Origin of the sequence: Rathayibacter sp. Leaf296 (genome assembly GCF_001423045.1) — a bacterium.
Taxonomy (GTDB): domain Bacteria; phylum Actinomycetota; class Actinomycetes; order Actinomycetales; family Microbacteriaceae; genus Rathayibacter; species Rathayibacter caricis.
Genome location: NZ_LMNR01000002.1, coordinates 25,569 through 43,454 on the forward strand (window position 1 = coordinate 25,569; position 17,886 = coordinate 43,454).

The following is a 17,886-nucleotide window of genomic DNA, read 5'->3' on the forward strand; positions in this document are numbered from 1 at the left end:
GCCTGCCCGCCCGAGTCTCAACGGAGGGCGGGCAGCGGAGGCATCAGCGTGCCAGCTCGTACTCGGAGGGAACGGCGAGCCGCTGCCCGGGCTCGAGGCCGGCGCTGGACAGCTGGTTGAGCGAGAGGAGGTCGGAGACGACGTCGCGCGGGTCGGAGCCCGGAGCGATGTCCTCGGCGAGGGACCAGAGGGACTCGCCCGCGCGGACCGTCACGTACTGGAACCGCACGTCGGAGGACTCGCCGGACGCGACCGCTCCCCCTCCGTTGAGGCCGAACGCGAACGCGCCCGCCACTATCGGGAGCGCGCCGAGCACGGCGAGGACGCCACGACCGCGGCGGGTGATCCGCAGGCGCACGCGAGCGACGGCGGGCGAGGCGACGGCAGGAGCCGCGAGGGCGGAAGCGTGCGCCTCCGGGCCGGAGGTGACGCGATGCTGGTCGATGTGCTGGTCGATCATGGGGATCGCTCCTTTCAGCAGGGACTCGGGGCGGACCTCGGCCGGGAGGCCGCCCCGAATCTCTGTTCCGAATATATCTTCGAATAAAGCGAGAGGCAAGAGCCTGTCGCGTCGTATCCGTCGACGGATCGCGCGACACACTCGAACGAATGTTCCGAACGGGAACCCTCGGCGGATACAGTTTCGAGAGCCCGCTGGTAGTACAGCAGCGACCACCGACATCGGTGATCGACCGAGGAGCCGGGCGGGCGCGCACGCGGGGTGCGCGCCGAGAGAGGACGACGTGAGCGACGCGCAGACCGCCAAGGCGAAGCAGGGCACCGGACGGCGCCGGAAGAACCTGAGCGCGAAGCAGCTCGCGATCCTCGACGTGATCCAGCGTTCCGTCTCGAGCCGGGGCTATCCGCCGAGCATGCGCGAGATCGGCGACGCCGTCGGACTCGCCTCGCTCTCGAGCGTCACGCACCAGCTCAACCAGCTCGAGCTCAGCGGATACCTCCGGCGCGACCCGAACCGCCCGCGCGCGCTCGAGATCCTCATCGACGTCCCCAGCTCCACCGAGGACGACGGGTCGTTCGAGTCGAGCGTCACGGTCGGCGACGCCGCCATGGTGCCGCTCGTCGGCCGGATCGCGGCCGGCGTCCCCATCACCGCCGACCAGCAGATCGACGAGGTGTTCCCCCTCCCCCGCCAGCTCGTCGGCAAGGGCGAGCTCTTCATGCTCAAGGTCGTCGGCGAGTCGATGATCGACGCGGCGATCTGCGACGGGGACTGGGTCGTCGTCCGCTCGCAGCGCACCGCCGAGAACGGCGAGATCGTCGCGGCCATGCTCGACGGGGAGGCCACGGTGAAGGTCCTCCGCCAGCGCGACGGCCACACCTGGCTGCTCCCCCGCAACTCCAACTTCGAGCCCATCCTGGGCGACGAGGCCGAGGTGCTCGGGAAGATCGTGGCCGTGCTCCGCTCGGTCTGAGCCGCTGCGACCGCGCTCGACGCAGCCCGGTCAGGACAGGAGGAGGGGGCGGACGGCCGAGAGCCGTCCGCCCCCTCCTCGTTCCGCTTCTCGACCACGGCCTCCACCGGAGCCCGCCACGCCTCGACGGCCGTGTCGACCCTCGTGCGCAGCGACGCCACGGTCTCGTCGCAGCCGCGAGTCTTCGGGCCGCAGCCCGGGTCGGTCCGGAGCCGGCTCGCCGGAAAGGGCGCGTGGACCGTCGGGCCTCCTGGGACCACCGTGGGGAGGGCGGTGCCGCGCCGTCGAGGAGCGACACGGAGGGCGACGTCGGGGGTGGCGCTCGGCGGCTCCGGAGACGACGGAGCGCCCGCCTCCCCTCAGCGGAGAGTGCGGGCACTCGCGTCGTGCGGTCAGGCCTCGACGGCCGCCGCGGGGGCGGCGAACTCGGCCAGCGAGCCCGCCAGGTCCTGGTGGACGAGCGCCTGGACGCGGGTCCCTCCGTCGACGTACTCGGTCGCCAGGATGCGGCCGCTGCGGTGCAGGTGCGACACCACGTCGCCGCGGTCGTAGGGGACGAGCAGGTCGATCTCGACGTCTGGCTCGGGCAGGATCTCGGCGATCCTGGCCTGCAGCTCATCGATGCCCTCGCCGGTCCGCGCGGACACGAAGACGGCATCCGGAGCGAGCCCGCGGAGGACGAGGCGCGTGCCCTCGTCGACCAGGTCGGACTTGTTGAAGGCGATGATCTCGGGGATCCCGCGCGCTCCGACTTCGCCGATCACGTCGCGCACGGTCGCGATCTGCCCGGCGGGATCGGGGTGCGAGCCGTCGACGACGTGGACGATGATGTCAGAATCGGCGACCTCCTCCAGCGTCGAGCGGAACGCCTCGACCAGCTGGTGCGGCAGTGCGCGCACGAAGCCGACCGTGTCGGCGAACGTGTACAGCCGGCCGTCGGCCGTCTGGGCCTTGCGGACGGTCGCGTCCAGCGTGGCGAACAGCGAGTTCTCGACGAGGACCCCGGCGTGCGTCATGCGGTTCAGGAGGCTCGACTTGCCGGCGTTGGTGTAGCCGGCGATGGCGACGGAGGGCACGGCGTTCCGCTTGCGGTTCGCGCGCTTCGCCTCGCGCGCGGGCTTCATCGCGGTGATCTGCTTGCGCAGCCGCGCCATGCGCGTGTGGATGCGGCGACGGTCGAGCTCGATCTTCGTCTCACCCGGTCCGCGCGAGCCCATACCGGCTCCCGCGCCCACCTGGCCACCGGCCTGGCGCGACATGGACTCACCCCATCCGCGCAGTCGCGGGAGGAGGTACTCGAGCTGAGCGAGCTCGACCTGCGCCTTGCCCTCGCGGCTCTTGGCGTGCTGGCTGAAGATGTCGAGGATCACCGCGGTGCGGTCGATCACCTTCACCTTCACGACGTCCTCGAGTGCGCGACGCTGGCTCGGTGCGAGCTCGGTGTCGGCGACCACCGTGTCGGCTCCGAGGGCTGCGACGACTCCCGCGAGCTCCTGGGCCTTGCCCTTGCCGAGGTAGGTGCTCGGGTCGGGGTGCGGACGCCTCTGCAGCAGCCCGTCGAGGACGGTCGCGCCCGCGGTCTCGGCGAGGGCGGCGAGCTCGTGCAGCGAGTTCTCCGCGTCCTCGAGCGAGCCCTGCGAGTACACGCCGATCAGCACGACGTTCTCGAGGCGGAGCTGCCGGTACTCGACCTCCGTGACGTCCTCGAGCTCGGTGGACAGACCGGCGACGCGTCGCAGGGCTTGGCGGTCGGCACGGTCGAACTGCTCGCCGTCCGAGTCCTCGCCCTCGTGGCCCGAGGTCTGCAGCGCCTGTGCGCCGCCCGCGACGAAGCGCGAGTATCCCGCCGACCGCGACTGCGCGTTCGCCAGGACCCTCGAGACGACGTCCACGGCCTCGGTCGTGTCGGTCTCGTTCAGGTCTTCCGTCATCCGGATAACACTAACTCCTCAGCTGTTGATAAGTTCACTTCCCATGGCCGCCGAGCACTACTTCACGAGCACTCCCGACGGCGACATCCGGCCCCGCAGGATCACGGCCCGTCTCGCCGGCCGCGACATCGAGCTCACCACCGCCGGAGGCGTGTTCAGCCCCGGCCACGTGGATCTGGGAACGCGCGTCCTGCTGGACACCGTCCCCGAGCCTCCCGCCGGCGGGGACCTGCTGGACCTCGGCTGCGGCTGGGGCCCTATCGCCCTCGCGCTCGCCCTCGACGCACCGGACGCCCGGGTGTGGGCGGTCGACGTCAACCAGCGGGCGCTCGAGCTGGTCCGTCGCAACTGCGAGGAACTCGGCGTCACCAATGTCAACGCCGTGCTGCCCGAGGATGTTCCCGACGACGTGCGGTTCCGCACGGTCTGGTCCAACCCGCCGATCCGGATCGGCAAGGTCGAGCTCCACGCTCTGCTCGAGCGCTGGCTCCCCCGCCTCGAGACCGGAGCGGACGCCTGGCTCGTCGTGCAGCGCAACCTCGGCTCCGACTCGCTCCAGACCTGGCTGACCGAGACGTTCGCCGATCGCCTGGAGGTGGAGCGCACCGCCGTCTCGAAGGGCTTCCGCGTGCTGCGGACGACACGGATCTGACGGAGCGGGCTCAGTCGATCCGGATCGTGCCGGTGTAGACGAGATCGGCAGGCCCCGAGAGACCCACGTGCTCACCCTCCTCTGTGGCGAACATCGACACCCCGAGGGTGCCGCCGGGCACATCGACGCGCCAGGACTGCGGAGCGCGCTCCCCCGCCCAGTAGCGGACCGCCAGGGCCGCTGCAGCAGCGCCGGTGCCGCAGCTCAGGGTCTCGCCGCTGCCGCGCTCGTGCACGCGCATCCGGATGCGGCCGATGCCGTCGTGGATGAGCGGCTCCCCCGGCACGACGAACTCGACGTTCGCCCCATCGACGGGCTCGGGGTCGAGCTGCGGGATGTAGGTCAGGTCGGCGGAGTCGAGCTCCTCGTCGTTGCTGAGCGCGACGACGACGTGCGGGTTGCCGAGATCGATGCCGATGCCCGGACGCGCGACCTTCAGTTCCTTCGCGCGCACCAGGGGCTCGCCGCCCGCCAGCCGCCAGCGCCCGAGGTCCACCTGGAACCCTGCTCCGCTGCGGGTGACGTCGCGCACACCGGCCCGGGTGCCGATCGGCAGCGTGTCGCCGGGCTCGAGCTCGGCCAGGCCGCCGGCGAGGAGGAACGCGGCGTAGACGCGGATGCCGTTGCCGCACATCTCGGCGATCGAGCCGTCGGCGTTGCGGTAGTCCATGAACCACTCGGCCTCCGGCTCCTCGGACAGCGACGCGGTTCCCTCGGCGATCGCCTTCGAGCGCACGGCACGGATGAGCCCGTCGGCCCCGACTCCGAAGTGCCGGTCGCAGATCATCGCGATCTGCGCGGGAGTGAGCTCCACCTCGCCGTCCGGGTCGCTGAAGAGCACGAAGTCGTTGCCGGTGCCCTGGCCCTTGGTGAAGTGCAGCTCGATGGTCATGGCGGACAGCCTAGCGAGACGGCGGGCCGCCGAGCTGGGCGGCGGGGATCGCGCGCTCGAGCAGATCCGAGGCTCCCGACGGCAGCCGGTGGGCGTCGCGGTACCGGCGGAACCAGCTGTTCTGACGCCGCGCATACCTGCGCGTCAGCGCCTGCGTGGAGGCGATCGCCTCCTCCTGCGTCGACTCGCCCGCCCGTTGTGCGAGCGCCTGCGCGTAACCGATGGCGCGGCTCGCGGTCACACCTCGCTCGATCCCCAGCGGGATCAGTGCGTCGATCTCGTCGAGCATCCCGGCCGCCCACATCCGCTCGACGCGGGCGTCGAGCCGTGGCACGAGCACCTCGCGGGGCGCCTCGAGGAACAGGAGCGCGGCCGGTCGCCACGACTGCGGTTCGTCCGACATGAGTGCGCTGTGCGGCGAGCCGGTCAGCTCGGCGATCTCGAGTGCACGGACGATGCGGCGCAGGTTGTGCGGACCGATCCGACCGGCCACATCCGCGTCGATCGCGCGCAACCGCTCGAAGAGCACGGCCGGGCCTTCGAGCTCCGCCGTCTCCTCGAGGGCGCGGCGCACGTCCGGATCGGTGCCGGCGAAGGAGAACTCGAAGACGACGCTGGACACGTAGAGTCCGGAGCCGCCGACCAGGATCGGGACGGCTCCGCGCGACAGCACCTCGTCGATGACACGACGCGCTTCGGCCTGATAGCGGGCGACCGACGCCTCCTCCGTCACGTCGAGAACGTCGAGCAGGTGGTGCGGGACGCCCCGCCGCTCCTCGGGCGCGAGCTTCGCCGTGCCGATGTCCATGCCGCGGTAGAGCTGCATGGCGTCGGCGTTCACGATCTCGGCCGTACGGCCGGAGCGGAGCACCCATTCGGCGAGGTCGAGGGCGAGCTCGGACTTGCCCGTGCCGGTCGCTCCGACGACCGCGATCACCTCCGGCGCGGGCGGCTCAGCGCTCGCCATCGAGGGCGTCGTAGATCGGAGTCGTGAGCGCCGCGGGGCGCACGCGGAGCGACGGCAGGCCGAGGGGGACCCGCGGCGCGGCTCCCTCGGACGTCGGGGGGACTCCGCAGGACTCGGTCTGCGAACGGTCCCAGGCGTCGCCCGCCCGCGTGCGGCGGATGCGCAGCGGCGCTCCGTCCGCGGAGTCCGCCAGGAGGTAGAACGGCGCCGCACGGGTGATCCGCACCGTGGCGACGTCTCCCGGACGCGGCTGCTCCGAGCCCGCGGGCACGTCGAAGTGCACCAGGCGGCTGTCCTCCGCGCGGCCGCTGAGCCGGTGGGTCGCGGCGTCGCGACGCCCCTCCCCCGTGGCGACGAGCACGTGCACCTCGCGCCCGACGACGGCGCGGTTCTCCTGCTCGCTGATCGCGTCCTGGAGGGCGACCAGCCGCTCGTAGCGCTCCTGGACGACCTCCTTCGGCACCTGGTCGGGCATCGTCGCGGCCGGGGTGCCGGGGCGGATCGAGTACTGGAAGGTGAAGGCGGACGCGAAGCGCGCCTCCTCGACGACCCGCAGCGTCTCGGCGAAATCGGCTTCCGTCTCGCCCGGGAAGCCGACGATGATGTCGGTGCTGATCGCCGCGTGAGGGATGCGCGCGCGGACGCGCTCGAGGATCCCGAGGAAGCGCTCGGAACGGTAGGAGCGGCGCATGGCCTTCAGGATCCGGTCTGACCCCGACTGCAACGGCATGTGCAGCTGCGGCATGACCGCAGAGGTCTCGGCCATCGCGTCGATGACGTCGTCGGTGAAGGCCGCGGGGTGCGGGCTCGTGAAGCGGATGCGCTCGAGGCCGTCGATCGTCCCCGCGGCGCGGAGGAGCTTCGAGAACGCCTGCCGATCGCCGAACTCGACGCCGTACGAGTTCACGTTCTGCCCGAGGAGAGTCACCTCGATCGCGCCGTCGTCGACGAGCGCCTGGATCTCGGCGAGGACGTCGCCCGGACGGCGGTCCTTCTCCTTGCCGCGGAGGGACGGGACGATGCAGAAGGTGCAGGTGTTGTTGCAGCCGACCGAGATGGACACCCAGCCGCTGTAGGTCGAGTCCCGCTTGGTGGGAAGGGTCGACGGGAAGACGTCGAGAGACTCGAGGATCTCGAGCTGCGCTTCGTCGTTGTGCCGCGCGCGCTCGAGCAGGCTGGGGAGCGCGCCCATGTTGTGCGTGCCGAAGACGACGTCGACCCACGGGGCCTTGTCGAGGATGACGTTCTTGTCCTTCTGGGCGAGACAGCCGCCGACGGCGATCTGCATGCCCTCGTGCCGCCGCTTCACCGAGGCGAGGTGCCCGAGGTTGCCGTACAGCTTGTTGTCCGCGTTCTCGCGGACGGCGCAGGTGTTGATGACCACCACGTCGGCCTCGGCACCGTCGGCCGGCACGTAGCCGGCCGCCTCGAGGGAGCCGCTCAGGCGCTCGGAGTCGTGGACGTTCATCTGGCAGCCGAAGGTGCGGACCTCGTAGGTCCTCGGACGGATGCCGGCGGCGGGGACCGGAGCGGGGATGAGCGTAGTCATGGTCTCGGATTCTACGCGCCGCCCGGAGACCCTCCCGAGCGGCGCGGCGACCCGCCCGGGGCGGCGGATCAGCGGAAGCGCACGCTCGAACCGGGCTTGCGCACCGTCTCGCGCACCACGCGCTGCACGAGGGCACCGGAGTAGCCCCGGCGGGCGAGGAAGCCCGTCAGCCGCCGCTCGGCGACCTCGTCCGACAGCGACCGCAGGCTCGGGAGGCGCTTGCGCGCGAGCTCCACGGCCGTGCGGTACTCGTCGTCGCCGTCCAGCTCGTCGAGGGCCGTCGCGATCGCGTCGGCGTCGAGCTTGCGGGCCCGGAGCTCCTGCATGATCGAGGACCGCCCGAGCTTCTTCCGCTCGCGCAGCTGCGTGACGAGCTGCTCGGCCATGCGGTGATCGTCGAGGTAGCCGAACCGGGCGAACCGGTCGAGGATCTCGAGTGCGTCCTTCTCGGCGACTCCCTCGGTGTAGAGGCGAGCCTCCACCTCTGCGACCGAGAGGCTCTTCCGCGCGAGCCCGCGCACGATGCGATCGGCGATCTGCTCGGGGTCGGGCTCCTCCGGGAGCTCCGAGGCGTCCTCGTCGGCGTCCCAGGAATCCGGTGCGCCCTCCGGGACCTCCGCGACCTCGGCGGGTTCCGCGGAGCGGCGGGCGACGTGCGCGGACAGCTCGGTGATCCGATCCGTCCGCTCGTCGCCCGCCTCAGCGACGACCGGAGTGGAGGCGGACGCCTCCGACTCGCGCTCGCCCTCGGACACCCAGGGCAGGAAGGCGACGGGACGGCCCGCTCCCGTCGACCCTTCCGACCCGCTCACCGGGCTCAAGCGCCCTTGCGGACGGGCTGCTTGGCGACCGGCTGCTTCGTCTCGATCGCGACCGGAGCCGCGTCCTTCACCGCGTTCGGGTCGGCGACCACGCCCAGCTTGATCAGGATGCGCTTCTCGATCTCGGCCGCGATGTCGGGGTTGTCGATGAGGAACTGACGCGCCTTCTCCTTGCCCTGTCCGAGCTGATCACCGTCGTAGGTGTACCAGGCGCCGGACTTGCGGACGATCTCGTGCTCGACACCGAAGTCGATGAGGCTGCCCTCGCGCGAGATGCCGATGCCGTAGAGGATGTCGAACTCGGCCTGCTTGAAGGGCGGGGCCATCTTGTTCTTGACGACCTTGACGCGGGTGCGGTTTCCGACGGCGTCGGTGCCGTCCTTCAGCGTCTCGATGCGGCGGATGTCGAGTCGGACGGAAGCGTAGAACTTGAGCGCCTTGCCGCCCGCGGTGGTCTCGGGGCTTCCGAAGAAGACGCCGATCTTCTCGCGCAGCTGGTTGATGAAGATCATGGTGGTGTTCGTCGTGTTCAGACCACCGGTGAGCTTGCGGAGCGCCTGCGACATGAGTCGGGCCTGGAGGCCGACGTGCGAGTCGCCCATCTCGCCCTCGATCTCGGCACGGGGCACGAGCGCCGCGACGGAGTCGATGACGATCAGGTCGATGGAACCGGAGCGCACGAGCATGTCGGCGATCTCGAGGGCCTGCTCACCCGTGTCGGGCTGCGAGACGAGGAGGGAGTCGATGTCGACGCCGAGCTTCTTCGCGTACTCCGGGTCGAGCGCGTGCTCGGCGTCGATGAAGGCCGCGATGCCGCCGTTGCGCTGGGCGTTGGCGATCGCGTGCAGGGTGAGGGTCGTCTTTCCGGAGGACTCGGGGCCGTAGATCTCGACGATGCGGCCGCGCGGGAGCCCGCCGATGCCGAGCGCGACGTCGAGCGCGATGGAGCCCGTCTGGATCACCTCGACAGGGGCGCGCTCATCGCTGCCGAGACGCATGACGGCGCCCTTGCCGAACTGGCGGTCGATCTGCGCGAGTGCGGTCTCGAGGGACTTCTCGCGGTCTGAGGAACTGGGCATGGCCGTCTCGCTCTCGTATCGGGGTGGTATCGCCTACAGGCTGTCGCGTCGTGCCGGTGGTGCCGCCGTACGAAGACGGGGCCGGCCGGATGCGACAAGGCGGTGAAGCAGGTCCGTTGACTTGTCTCGACGGTATGCCCGACCACCGACATCGGTGGAGGACACGAGCACCACCGTGGAGACGGCGGCGTTTCTGCTTCTGTGGAGGAGCCTATCCCCGTTCGAACAGGACTTCGATCATCGCGTCCCGGCGTGTCGAACACGACTTCGGGCACGACGAGTCTGCACCGCTCAGCGGCGCCGCTTCCCCGGATCGCTACCGTGCCAGCGCGACTCGGGCACGTCGTTCGCCCGGCAGAGCGCGAGCCACACTTCACGGGGCTCCGCACCGTCCTGCAGGGCGCGGTCGGCCGTGCGGCCGTCGAGCTCGGTGAGGACCAGGTCCGAGACCAGCACGCGCGCGTAGGCCGACCCGAACTCGTCGTCGACCAGTTGCCGGAAGTCGCTCAACCTCATGCCTCCACGCTAACCGCAGGCGCGCCCGACCGGGAACGCCGAAGGGCGCCCTGGCCGGAGCCGGAGCGCCCTTCGCGTGGAATGGGGGTGGTGGATGATGAGGACGGAGCTTTCTACCGCGTGACGAGATCCGCGTCGAATCCGGCGACCATGTCGGCCGGGATGGTGTCGGGAATGGTGTCGATCCCCTCGATCACGGCGAGTCGGTCTCCGACCTCGCGCATGATGACCGAGATCGGGGTGTCGAGCGCATCGGCGACCGAAGCGAGGATCTCGGAGGACGCCTCCTTCTGACCGCGCTCGACTTCGCTCAGGTACCCCAGAGCGACACTCGCCTTGCTCGCCACCTGGCGGAGCGTGCGACCTTTCTGCAGGCGAAAGTCCCTGAGGACATCGCCGATCTCCTGACGAACTAGAACCACTGGACCCTCCTTCTCCACGTCAACCGCTTCTTCGTCCACGGTCTCGTCGAAGGATGCCGGAGCAGGAATCGAAGGGGGTGTGTACGAAGGAACCGGATAGCTGTTCACTACCCGGTTCGTGTGAGTCGACTCTAATACCGGATGACTGGACTTTGCGTGTGAGCGACGTCAGATGTAACCGGGGCGAAACGCACCGCATTCCTTGTTCCGGAGCGGATTCCGGAACAGTCAGGAAAGGGATCCGGGGAGTCCTGCGACCGTCTCCTCGGCGAGGGACAGAGCGGCTTGGACGGCGGCGGCGCGGACGGCGGCGCGGTCGCCGGCGAACAGGTGCTCGCGCACCGCCTCGACGTCGTCGACCACGACGGCCACGAACACGGTGCCGACGGCGCGGCCGCCCTGCGGATCCGGGCCGGCCACTCCCGTCGTCGCGATGCCGACGGTGCGCGCTCCGACCGGACCCAGACGCTCTGCGACTCCGCGGGCCATCTGCAGGGCGACCTGGGGGTGCACCGGGCCCTCGGCGTCGAGCAGGGCCGCGTCGACCCCGAGCAGGAGGTGCTTGAGCTCCGTGGCGTAGCTCACCACGGCCCCGCGGTGCACCGCCGAGGCGCCGGGCACCTCCACGACGGCGGAGCTCAGTGCTCCACCGGTCAGCGACTCGGCGACGGCGAGGAGCAGGCCCCGGGACTCGAGGGTCCGGACCAGGCGCTCGGCGATCACGACCGGCGAGCGGCGCGGCTCTGGCGGGCCGCATCCGCCAGGTAGTCGATGCCGGTCGCGACGGTCAGCACGACCGCGGCGGTCATCGTGATGCCGTTCACCCAGTGGACCCACTCGCCCAGCAGGTTCCACAGCGGCAGGAGAGCGAGGGAGAGAGCCACCGACTGGACGATCGTCTTGAGCTTGCCGCCGCGGGACGCGGGGATCACCCGGTCCGAGAGCACGGCCATCCGGAACAACGTGATGCCGATCTCGCGAACGAGCACGACGACGGTGACCCACCAGGGCAGCTCGAGGAGGATCGAGAGCCCGACGAGAGCGGCTCCGGTGAGCACCTTGTCGGCGATGGGGTCGAGCAGCTTGCCCAGGTCGGTGACGAGGCCGCGACTGCGGGCGATGTGGCCGTCGATCCCGTCGGTCGCGATGGCGACGATGAACAGCAGCGCCGCGGCGATGCGCAGGCCGCCGTCCGCTCCTGCGTCGGCGAGCAGCATCCAGAAGAACAGCGGAGCCAGCAGGATCCGCACCACGGTGATGGCGTTCGGGAGGTTCCAATTGCTTACCGGAGCCGCCGGGGCGGAGGCGGGACTGCTCATCGTTCTCCTGCGTTCGTCGTGATCGTCCGCGTGCCGCGCATCGCTCAGCGGCCGGTCAGCTGCCAGGCGTCGTCGTCCGAGCCCTCGTCGTCGTCGTGGTAGTCGGTCGCCACGGGGCCGGACGGCTCCGCGAGCGGGTCGGCGTAGGCGTCGGGCGCCACCGCGGAGGGAGCCGCCGGAGCGTCTCCGGGCTGGTCCCCGCGCATCCGCGCGAGCACACCGGGCAGCTGCTCGGCCGTGACGAGCACGTCGCGCGCCTTCGACCCCTCGGAGGGGCCGACGACCTCGCGGGACTCCAGGAGGTCCATCAGGCGACCCGCCTTCGCGAAGCCGACGCGCAGCTTGCGCTGCAGCATCGAGGTGGAGCCGAACTGCGTGCTGACGACCAGCTCGGCCGCGGCGACCAGCAGCTCGAGGTCGTCGCCGATGTCGGAGTCGACCTCCTTGCGCTGCGCCTGCACCGTGATGTCCTGGCGGTACTCGGGCTGCGCCTGCCGCGTGACGTGCTCGACGACCTTGGCGATCTCGTCCTCGCGGACCCAGGCGCCCTGCACGCGCATCGGCTTGTTCGTGCCCATCGGCAGGAAGAGCCCGTCGCCCTGGCCGATCAGCTTGTCGGCGCCGGGCTGGTCGAGGATGACCCGGGAGTCCGTGACGCTGGTCACCGCGAAGGCCAGACGGCTCGGCACGTTGGCCTTGATCAGACCGGTCACGACGTCGACGCTCGGACGCTGGGTGGCCAGCACGAGGTGTATACCGGAGGCGCGAGCCAGCTGCGTGATGCGGACGATCGAGTCCTCCACATCGCGCGGCGCGACCATCATGAGGTCCGCGAGCTCGTCGACGACGACGAGCAGGTACGGATAGGGCTTGAGGACCCGGTTGCTGCCGGGCGGCAGGACGATCTCGCCGCCGCGCACCGCCGCGTTGAAGTCGTCGATGTGGCGGTAGCCGAACGACGCGAGGTCGTCGTACCGCATGTCCATCTCCTTCACGACCCACTGCAGCGCCTCAGCCGCCTTCTTGGGGTTCGTGATGATGGGCGTGATGAGGTGCGGGACGCCTCCGTAGATCGTCAGCTCGACGCGCTTGGGGTCGATCAGCACCATGCGGACGTCCTGGGGACGCGCGCGCATCAGGAGGCTTGTGATCATCGAGTTCACGAAGCTGGACTTGCCGGAGCCGGTGGAGCCGGCGACCAGGAGGTGCGGCATCTTCGCGAGGTTCGCGACCACGTAGCCGCCCTCGACGTCCTTGCCGACGCCGATCGTCATCGGGTGGGTCGAGGTGGTCGAGGCGGCGGAGCGGAGCACGTCGCCCAGCGAGACGATCTCGCGGTCGGTGTTGGGGATCTCGACGCCGATGGCGCTCTTGCCGGGGATCGGCGAGAGGATGCGGACCTCGTTGCTGGCGACCGCGTAGGACAGGTTCTTGCTCAGCGCGGTGACCCGCTCGACCTTCACGCCCGGACCGAGCTCGATCTCGTAGCGGGTCACGGTGGGGCCGCGCGAGAATCCGGTGACCGTCGCGTCGACGTTGAACTGCTGCAGCACCTCGGTGATCGCGCGGACCATCTCATCGTTCGCGGCCGAGCGCGCCTTCGACGGCGTGCCGGTGGAGAGCGCCGCGGCGGACGGCAGCCGGTAGGGGGCGTCCTCCTCGAACGAGGAGTCGAAGCCCGCCGTCGAGTCCTCTGAGGGCACGGGAGCGGTGGGCCCGGTGCCGATCGCGGCCGGGACCGGCACGACCGGCGAGACGTCGAGGTCGTCGAGTCGGATGACCCCGGTCGCGTCGTCGTCGACGACTCCGACGGGAGTGGTCGCGGCGCCGGAGCGCTCGAAGCGCGCGAGCGCGGCCTCGGCATCCTCGACGTCGGAGAGCACCTGCGTCTCGTAGGCACGGGTCGGCGGATCGGACGGCTCGTCGTGCTCCTCGAGGGCGGTGTCGAACCCCTTCGTGCGCGAGCGGCCCCGACGGCCCTTCGGCTCGTCGATGACCTCCGTGAGCGAGTCGATGGGGAGCTCCGTCTGCACGGTGGGCTCGTCCTCGCGACCGGATTCGGTGCGGCGCCACCAGGGCAGCTCGCCGCCCTCCTCCTGCTCGTCGGAGGACTCGGCCTCGGCCTTGGCGGCCTTGGCCGCCGCCTTCTCGGCCTTCAGGCGCGCACGCTCCTCGTCGTCGAGGACGGGGGCGCCGAACAGGTAGGAGTAGAGGTCGCGGAACCGCGCGCCGATGCGGTTCGGCGGCGTCTTGGTGATGATGAAGAGCGAGAGCAGGATGACCGCGGAGAGGATCACCGTCGCGCCGGGGACCTGGGCGATCGCGACGAGCGGCGCTCCGACGAGCCAGCCGAGCACGCCGCCGGCGGCCGCCATGGGGAGGATGCCGTCGCCGGGGTACGGCGTGCCGAGGTGCGCGTGGCAGATGCCCGCGGAGGCGATGAGCAGGAACGACAGGCCCACGCCGATCCGGCCGTTGTCGTCGACGGAGCTCGGGTGCCGGAAGAGCCACAGCGCGAACAGCACGAGCACGACCGGGAGGACGTAGGCGACCCGTCCGAAGAGGGCGCCGAAGCTCCAGGCGTCGAGGATCGCGGCGACGGGATCACCCGCGAGGAACCACTCGACCACCGCGCCGGCGACGCCCAGCAGCACCAGGAGGAAGGGGACGCCGTCGCGGCGCTCCTCCTTCGCGAGCCTCTCGGGGCCCAGCGCGCGCGCGGCTCCGCCGACGACGTGCGCCAGCGTCATCCACAGGCGGACCAGGACGTTCGTGCGCGGGGTGGAGTCGAAGGCGACGGTGGCCTTCGTCTCGGCCGCTCCTCGCGCCGAGCCCCGTCCGGATCGCGGGGCGCCGGAGCGCGTGGAGCCGCTCCCCCGCCCGCGGGAGGTGGTCTTGGTACTGGTCGCCATGAGGCCACCGTACCCGCCGCCCCCGTCATCGCCGGGGACCCGCGCCGCGACCGGAGCCGTCAGCGGAGGGTGACGACCATCGTCTCCGCATCGCCGCGGTCGTCCACCGCGGTGAAGCCCTCGCTCCGGTAGAGCCGACGGGCGAAGTTGTCGGTGGCCACGTTCAGGGACACCCGCGCGTAGCCGGCGGCGCGCGCCTGGGCGAGCGCGGCCTTCAGCAGGGCGCGGCCGACCCCCTGGGCGCGCCAGACCGGGCGCACGCCGAGCGTCAGCTCCGGCACTCCCGGGGCGACGAAGCCGCGACCAGGGACGGCCGAGGTGAACAGCCGCGTCCAGCAGGCGCCGATCCGCTCTCCCTCTGCGGTCTCGGCGACGGAGCCGAGATCGCCCGGGCGCGGCCAGCCTGCGACGTAGCGCCTGGTGGACTCCTCCTCGAGGACGTCGATCCGCGTGCGCGCGGTCGTCCAGTTCCAGTTCGCCGCCTCGACGAGCATGTCGGCGAGGAAGGGCGCGTCCTCGCTCCGGGCGGTGCGGATCGTGTGGTCCACGTGCGGCCTCCTGGCTGCTCGAACGGCGGTCCCCCGCGGACGGTGCGCACTCCCCCCGGGTGCTGGACGGCGGACGGAGGAGGCGGGGCCGCCTCCGTCCGGACGGATCAGGCCTCGATGACGAGCGGGACGATCATCGGACGGCGGCGGTAGCTCGTGTTCACCCAGCGCCCGACGACGCGGCGGATGGTCTGCGAGAGCGCGTGCTGGTCGTTCACTCCGCTCTGCACCGCCTCCTCGAGCGCCTTCGCGATGCGCGGCTTGACCTCGTCGAAGACGCGGTCGTCCTCGGCGAACCCCTTCGCGTGGATCTCGGGACCGACCACGATGCGCCCGGTGCCGGCCTCGACCACGACGATGATCGAGATGAAGCCCTCCTCGCTCAGTATGCGGCGGTCCTTCAGATCGGCGTCGGTGATCTCGCCGACGGTCGAGCCGTCGACGTAGACGAAGCCGAGGTCGAGCTGCCCGACCACCGAGACCTTCCCGTCGAGCAGGTCGATCACGGTGCCGTCCTCGGCGATGATCGTGTTCTCCTCCGGGATGCCCGTGTCGCGCGCCAGCTTCGCGTTCGCGACCAGGTGGCGGTACTCGCCGTGGACCGGCATCACGTTCAGCGGCTTGAGGATGTTGTAGCAGTAGGTCAACTCACCGGCGGCGGCGTGGCCCGAGACGTGCACCTTGGCGTTGCCCTTGTGCACGACGGTCGCCCCCAGCTTGGTGAGTCCGTTGATCACGCGATAGACGGCGTTCTCGTTGCCCGGGATGAGGCTCGACGCGAGGATGACGGTGTCGCCCTCGCCCGGCTGGATCTGGTGGTCGAGGTTGGCCATGCGGCTGAGCACCGCCATCGGCTCGCCCTGCGATCCGGTGGACATGTAGACGATGCGGTCCTCGGGGACGTCGCCGGCCTTCTTGACGTCGATGAGCACGCCCTGCGGGACCTTCAGGTAGCCCAGGTCGGCGGCGATGCCCATGTTGCGGACCATGGAGCGGCCGAGCAGCGCCACGCGACGGCCCGTGGCGTGCGCGGCGTCGAGCACCTGCTGCACGCGGTGCACGTGGCTCGAGAAGCTCGCGACGATGACCCGCCGGGTCGCCTTCGCCATCACGCTCTCGATGACGGGGCCGATGTCGCGCTCGTTCGGCGTGAAACCGGGCACGTCGGCGTTCGTGGAGTCGACCAGGAACAGGTCGATGCCCTCCTCGCCCAGGCGGGCGAACGCGCGCAGATCGGTGATGCGGCCGTCCAGCGGCAGCTGGTCCATCTTGAAGTCGCCCGTGTGCAGCATCGAGCCGGCGTCCGTGATGATCGCGACGGCGAGCGCATCCGGGATCGAGTGGTTCACCGCGACGAACTCGAGCTCGAACGGCCCGAGGTTCTCGATGTCCCCCTCCTTCACGGCCAGCGTGTACGGCTTGATGCGGTGCTCCTTCAGCTTCGCCTCGACGAGGGCGAGCGTCAGGGTCGAGCCGATCAGGGGGAGATCGCGCTTGAGCTTGAGAAGGTACGGGACGGCGCCGATGTGGTCCTCGTGGCCGTGGGTGAGCACGACGCCCACGACGTCGTCGAGGCGGTCCTTGATCGGGCCGAAGTCGGGGAGGATCAGGTCGACGCCCGGCTGGTTCTCCTCCGGGAAGAGCACGCCGCAGTCGACGATCAGGATCTTGCCGTCGATCTCGAAGATCGTCATGTTGCGGCCGATCTCGCCGAGACCGCCCAGAGGGATGATGCGCAGGGTCCCGGCCGCGAGCGCCGGCGGGATGATCACGGGACTGGGCATGCGTGCTCCTCTTCGTTCGTCTCCCGCCGGGCGCTGCCGCTCGAGCGGCGTCAGCGGGTGGTGCCGGCGACCTTCGGCAGTGCGCCGCCCGCGGCCGCGTTGCGGTCGGGACGGAAGTTGCGGAAGTCGACGCCCGGGATGTCGCGGACGAGGCCGAGCTCGTCCTCGATGAGCGCGGCCTCCGACTCCTCCGGACCGACCAGCGGCAGCCGCACGCGCGGCGACGAGATGCGCCCGAGGCCGTGCAGGATGTACTTCACCGCGACTGTGCCGGGCACGTGGGTCATGAGCGCGCGCACGAGGGGCTCGAGCTGCTGGTGCGCGAGGGTCGCGGCGCGCAGGTCGCCGGCGTTCACGGCGTCGACGATCGTGCGGTAGGGCGCGGAGGCGACGTTGGCGGTCACTCCGATGAGCCCGGTGGCGCCGATGGCGAGCTCGGGGAGCACGTTGGCGTCGTCGCCGCAGAAGTACATGAGATCGGTCTGGTTCAGGACCCGGCTCACCTCGGACAGATCGCCCTTGGCGTCCTTCACGGCGAGGATGTTCGGGTGCTTGGCCGCGCGCAGGATCGTCTCGTAGCGGATCGGGACGCCGGTGCGGCCCGGGATGTCGTAGAGGATGACGGGCAGATCCGTGGCGTCCGCGATCATCCGGAAGTGCGTGAGGATGCCCGCCTGCGTGGGCTTGTTGTAGTACGGCGTGACGATCATGTTGCCGTCGGCGCCGGCCTTCTCGCTCTGACGCGCGAGCTGCATCGCGTGCGCGGTCTCGTTCGAGCCTCCGCCCGTGATGATCTTGGCGCGACCCGCCGCGACGGACTTGCCGACCTCGACGAGGCGGATCTTCTCGGGGTCGGTGAGCGTGCTCGTCTCTCCCGTCGTGCCGGTGACGACGATGCCGTCGGCGCCCGCCGCGATGCAGTCGTCGATGTGCTTCTCGACGCCGGGCCAATCGACCTCGCCGTCGGCGGTGAACGGGGTGACCAGGGCGACCAGGACCTGGCCGAAAGGATTCTCCGGAGTTGACACGAGGCCAGGGTAGCGGGTCGGCGGCGGCGCGCC

At 70.6% G+C, this 17,886-nt stretch carries 17 protein-coding genes; 2 read left to right on the forward strand and 15 right to left on the reverse strand.

The genetic code is table 11. The annotated features are described in order from the left end of the window. Positions 1-43 precede the first annotated feature (43 nt). The gene (locus ASF46_RS10375; protein ID WP_056867568.1) at positions 44-460 is read right to left on the reverse strand and encodes a LysM peptidoglycan-binding domain-containing protein; all 417 of its coding nucleotides are present in this window, start codon (positions 458-460) and stop codon (positions 44-46) included. A gap of 283 nt (positions 461-743) precedes the next feature. Between ASF46_RS10375 and lexA the strand changes: the two genes are divergently transcribed. Further along, positions 744-1,433, forward strand: coding sequence for a transcriptional repressor LexA (gene lexA / locus ASF46_RS10380; protein WP_055793315.1), 690 nt, complete (start codon positions 744-746; stop codon positions 1,431-1,433). Between the two features lie 392 nt (positions 1,434-1,825). Here lexA and hflX read toward each other — a convergent pair whose 3' ends face one another. Beyond that, entirely contained in the window at positions 1,826-3,364 is a 1,539-nt protein-coding gene (gene hflX, locus ASF46_RS10385) for a GTPase HflX (protein ID WP_056867569.1), read from the reverse strand. A gap of 43 nt (positions 3,365-3,407) precedes the next feature. Here hflX and ASF46_RS10390 point away from each other — a divergent pair, with 43 nt between their 5' ends. Continuing rightward, positions 3,408-4,016 (forward strand): class I SAM-dependent methyltransferase, encoded by a 609-nt coding sequence (locus tag ASF46_RS10390; RefSeq protein WP_056867570.1) that lies wholly within the window; start codon positions 3,408-3,410, stop codon positions 4,014-4,016. 10 nt (positions 4,017-4,026) lie between these two features. Here ASF46_RS10390 and dapF read toward each other — a convergent pair whose 3' ends face one another. From dapF to dapA, 13 genes are all read right to left on the reverse strand, one after another. After that, complete coding sequence (gene dapF / locus ASF46_RS10395) at positions 4,027-4,908, reverse strand: diaminopimelate epimerase (RefSeq protein ID WP_056867571.1); 882 nt, start codon at positions 4,906-4,908, stop codon at positions 4,027-4,029. A gap of 10 nt (positions 4,909-4,918) precedes the next feature. Further along, on the reverse strand, positions 4,919-5,875 hold the full coding sequence (gene miaA, locus ASF46_RS10400) for a tRNA (adenosine(37)-N6)-dimethylallyltransferase MiaA (RefSeq protein ID WP_056867572.1): 957 nt from the start codon (positions 5,873-5,875) through the stop codon (positions 4,919-4,921). Then, positions 5,862-7,424, reverse strand: a complete 1,563-nt coding sequence (miaB, locus tag ASF46_RS10405; protein WP_056867573.1) for a tRNA (N6-isopentenyl adenosine(37)-C2)-methylthiotransferase MiaB — start codon at positions 7,422-7,424, stop codon at positions 5,862-5,864. Before miaB ends, miaA begins: the two co-directional genes overlap by 14 nt. Before the next feature lie 68 nt (positions 7,425-7,492). Beyond that, entirely contained in the window at positions 7,493-8,236 is a 744-nt protein-coding gene (locus ASF46_RS10410) for a regulatory protein RecX (protein WP_056867574.1), read from the reverse strand. A 5-nt stretch (positions 8,237-8,241) separates the two neighbouring features. Next, entirely contained in the window at positions 8,242-9,324 is a 1,083-nt protein-coding gene (gene recA, locus ASF46_RS10415) for a recombinase RecA (protein ID WP_055793336.1), read from the reverse strand. Between the two features lie 291 nt (positions 9,325-9,615). Continuing rightward, positions 9,616-9,840 carry a DUF3046 domain-containing protein gene (locus tag ASF46_RS10420; protein ID WP_056867575.1) on the reverse strand — a complete coding sequence of 75 codons (225 nt, stop codon included), beginning with the start codon at positions 9,838-9,840 and terminating at the stop codon, positions 9,616-9,618. Positions 9,841-9,953: 113 nt separating this feature from the next. Continuing rightward, on the reverse strand, positions 9,954-10,262 hold the full coding sequence (locus ASF46_RS10425; protein WP_055793878.1) for a helix-turn-helix domain-containing protein: 309 nt from the start codon (positions 10,260-10,262) through the stop codon (positions 9,954-9,956). Positions 10,263-10,490: 228 nt separating this feature from the next. After that, a complete protein-coding gene (locus tag ASF46_RS10430; RefSeq protein ID WP_056867576.1) occupies positions 10,491-10,985 on the reverse strand; it encodes a CinA family protein in 495 nt (164 codons plus the stop codon). Further along, a complete protein-coding gene (gene pgsA / locus ASF46_RS10435) occupies positions 10,982-11,581 on the reverse strand; it encodes a CDP-diacylglycerol--glycerol-3-phosphate 3-phosphatidyltransferase (RefSeq protein ID WP_056867577.1) in 600 nt (199 codons plus the stop codon). Before pgsA ends, ASF46_RS10430 begins: the two co-directional genes overlap by 4 nt. Before the next feature lie 44 nt (positions 11,582-11,625). Next, complete coding sequence (locus ASF46_RS10440) at positions 11,626-14,493, reverse strand: FtsK/SpoIIIE family DNA translocase (RefSeq protein WP_056867578.1); 2,868 nt, start codon at positions 14,491-14,493, stop codon at positions 11,626-11,628. Positions 14,494-14,552: 59 nt separating this feature from the next. Continuing rightward, positions 14,553-15,041 (reverse strand): GNAT family N-acetyltransferase, encoded by a 489-nt coding sequence (locus tag ASF46_RS10445; RefSeq protein WP_327205461.1) that lies wholly within the window; start codon positions 15,039-15,041, stop codon positions 14,553-14,555. Positions 15,042-15,148: 107 nt separating this feature from the next. Further along, a complete protein-coding gene (locus ASF46_RS10450; RefSeq protein WP_056867579.1) occupies positions 15,149-16,825 on the reverse strand; it encodes a ribonuclease J in 1,677 nt (558 codons plus the stop codon). Between the two features lie 50 nt (positions 16,826-16,875). After that, positions 16,876-17,853 carry a 4-hydroxy-tetrahydrodipicolinate synthase gene (dapA, locus tag ASF46_RS10455; RefSeq protein WP_055793351.1) on the reverse strand — a complete coding sequence of 326 codons (978 nt, stop codon included), beginning with the start codon at positions 17,851-17,853 and terminating at the stop codon, positions 16,876-16,878. Positions 17,854-17,886 lie beyond the last annotated feature (33 nt).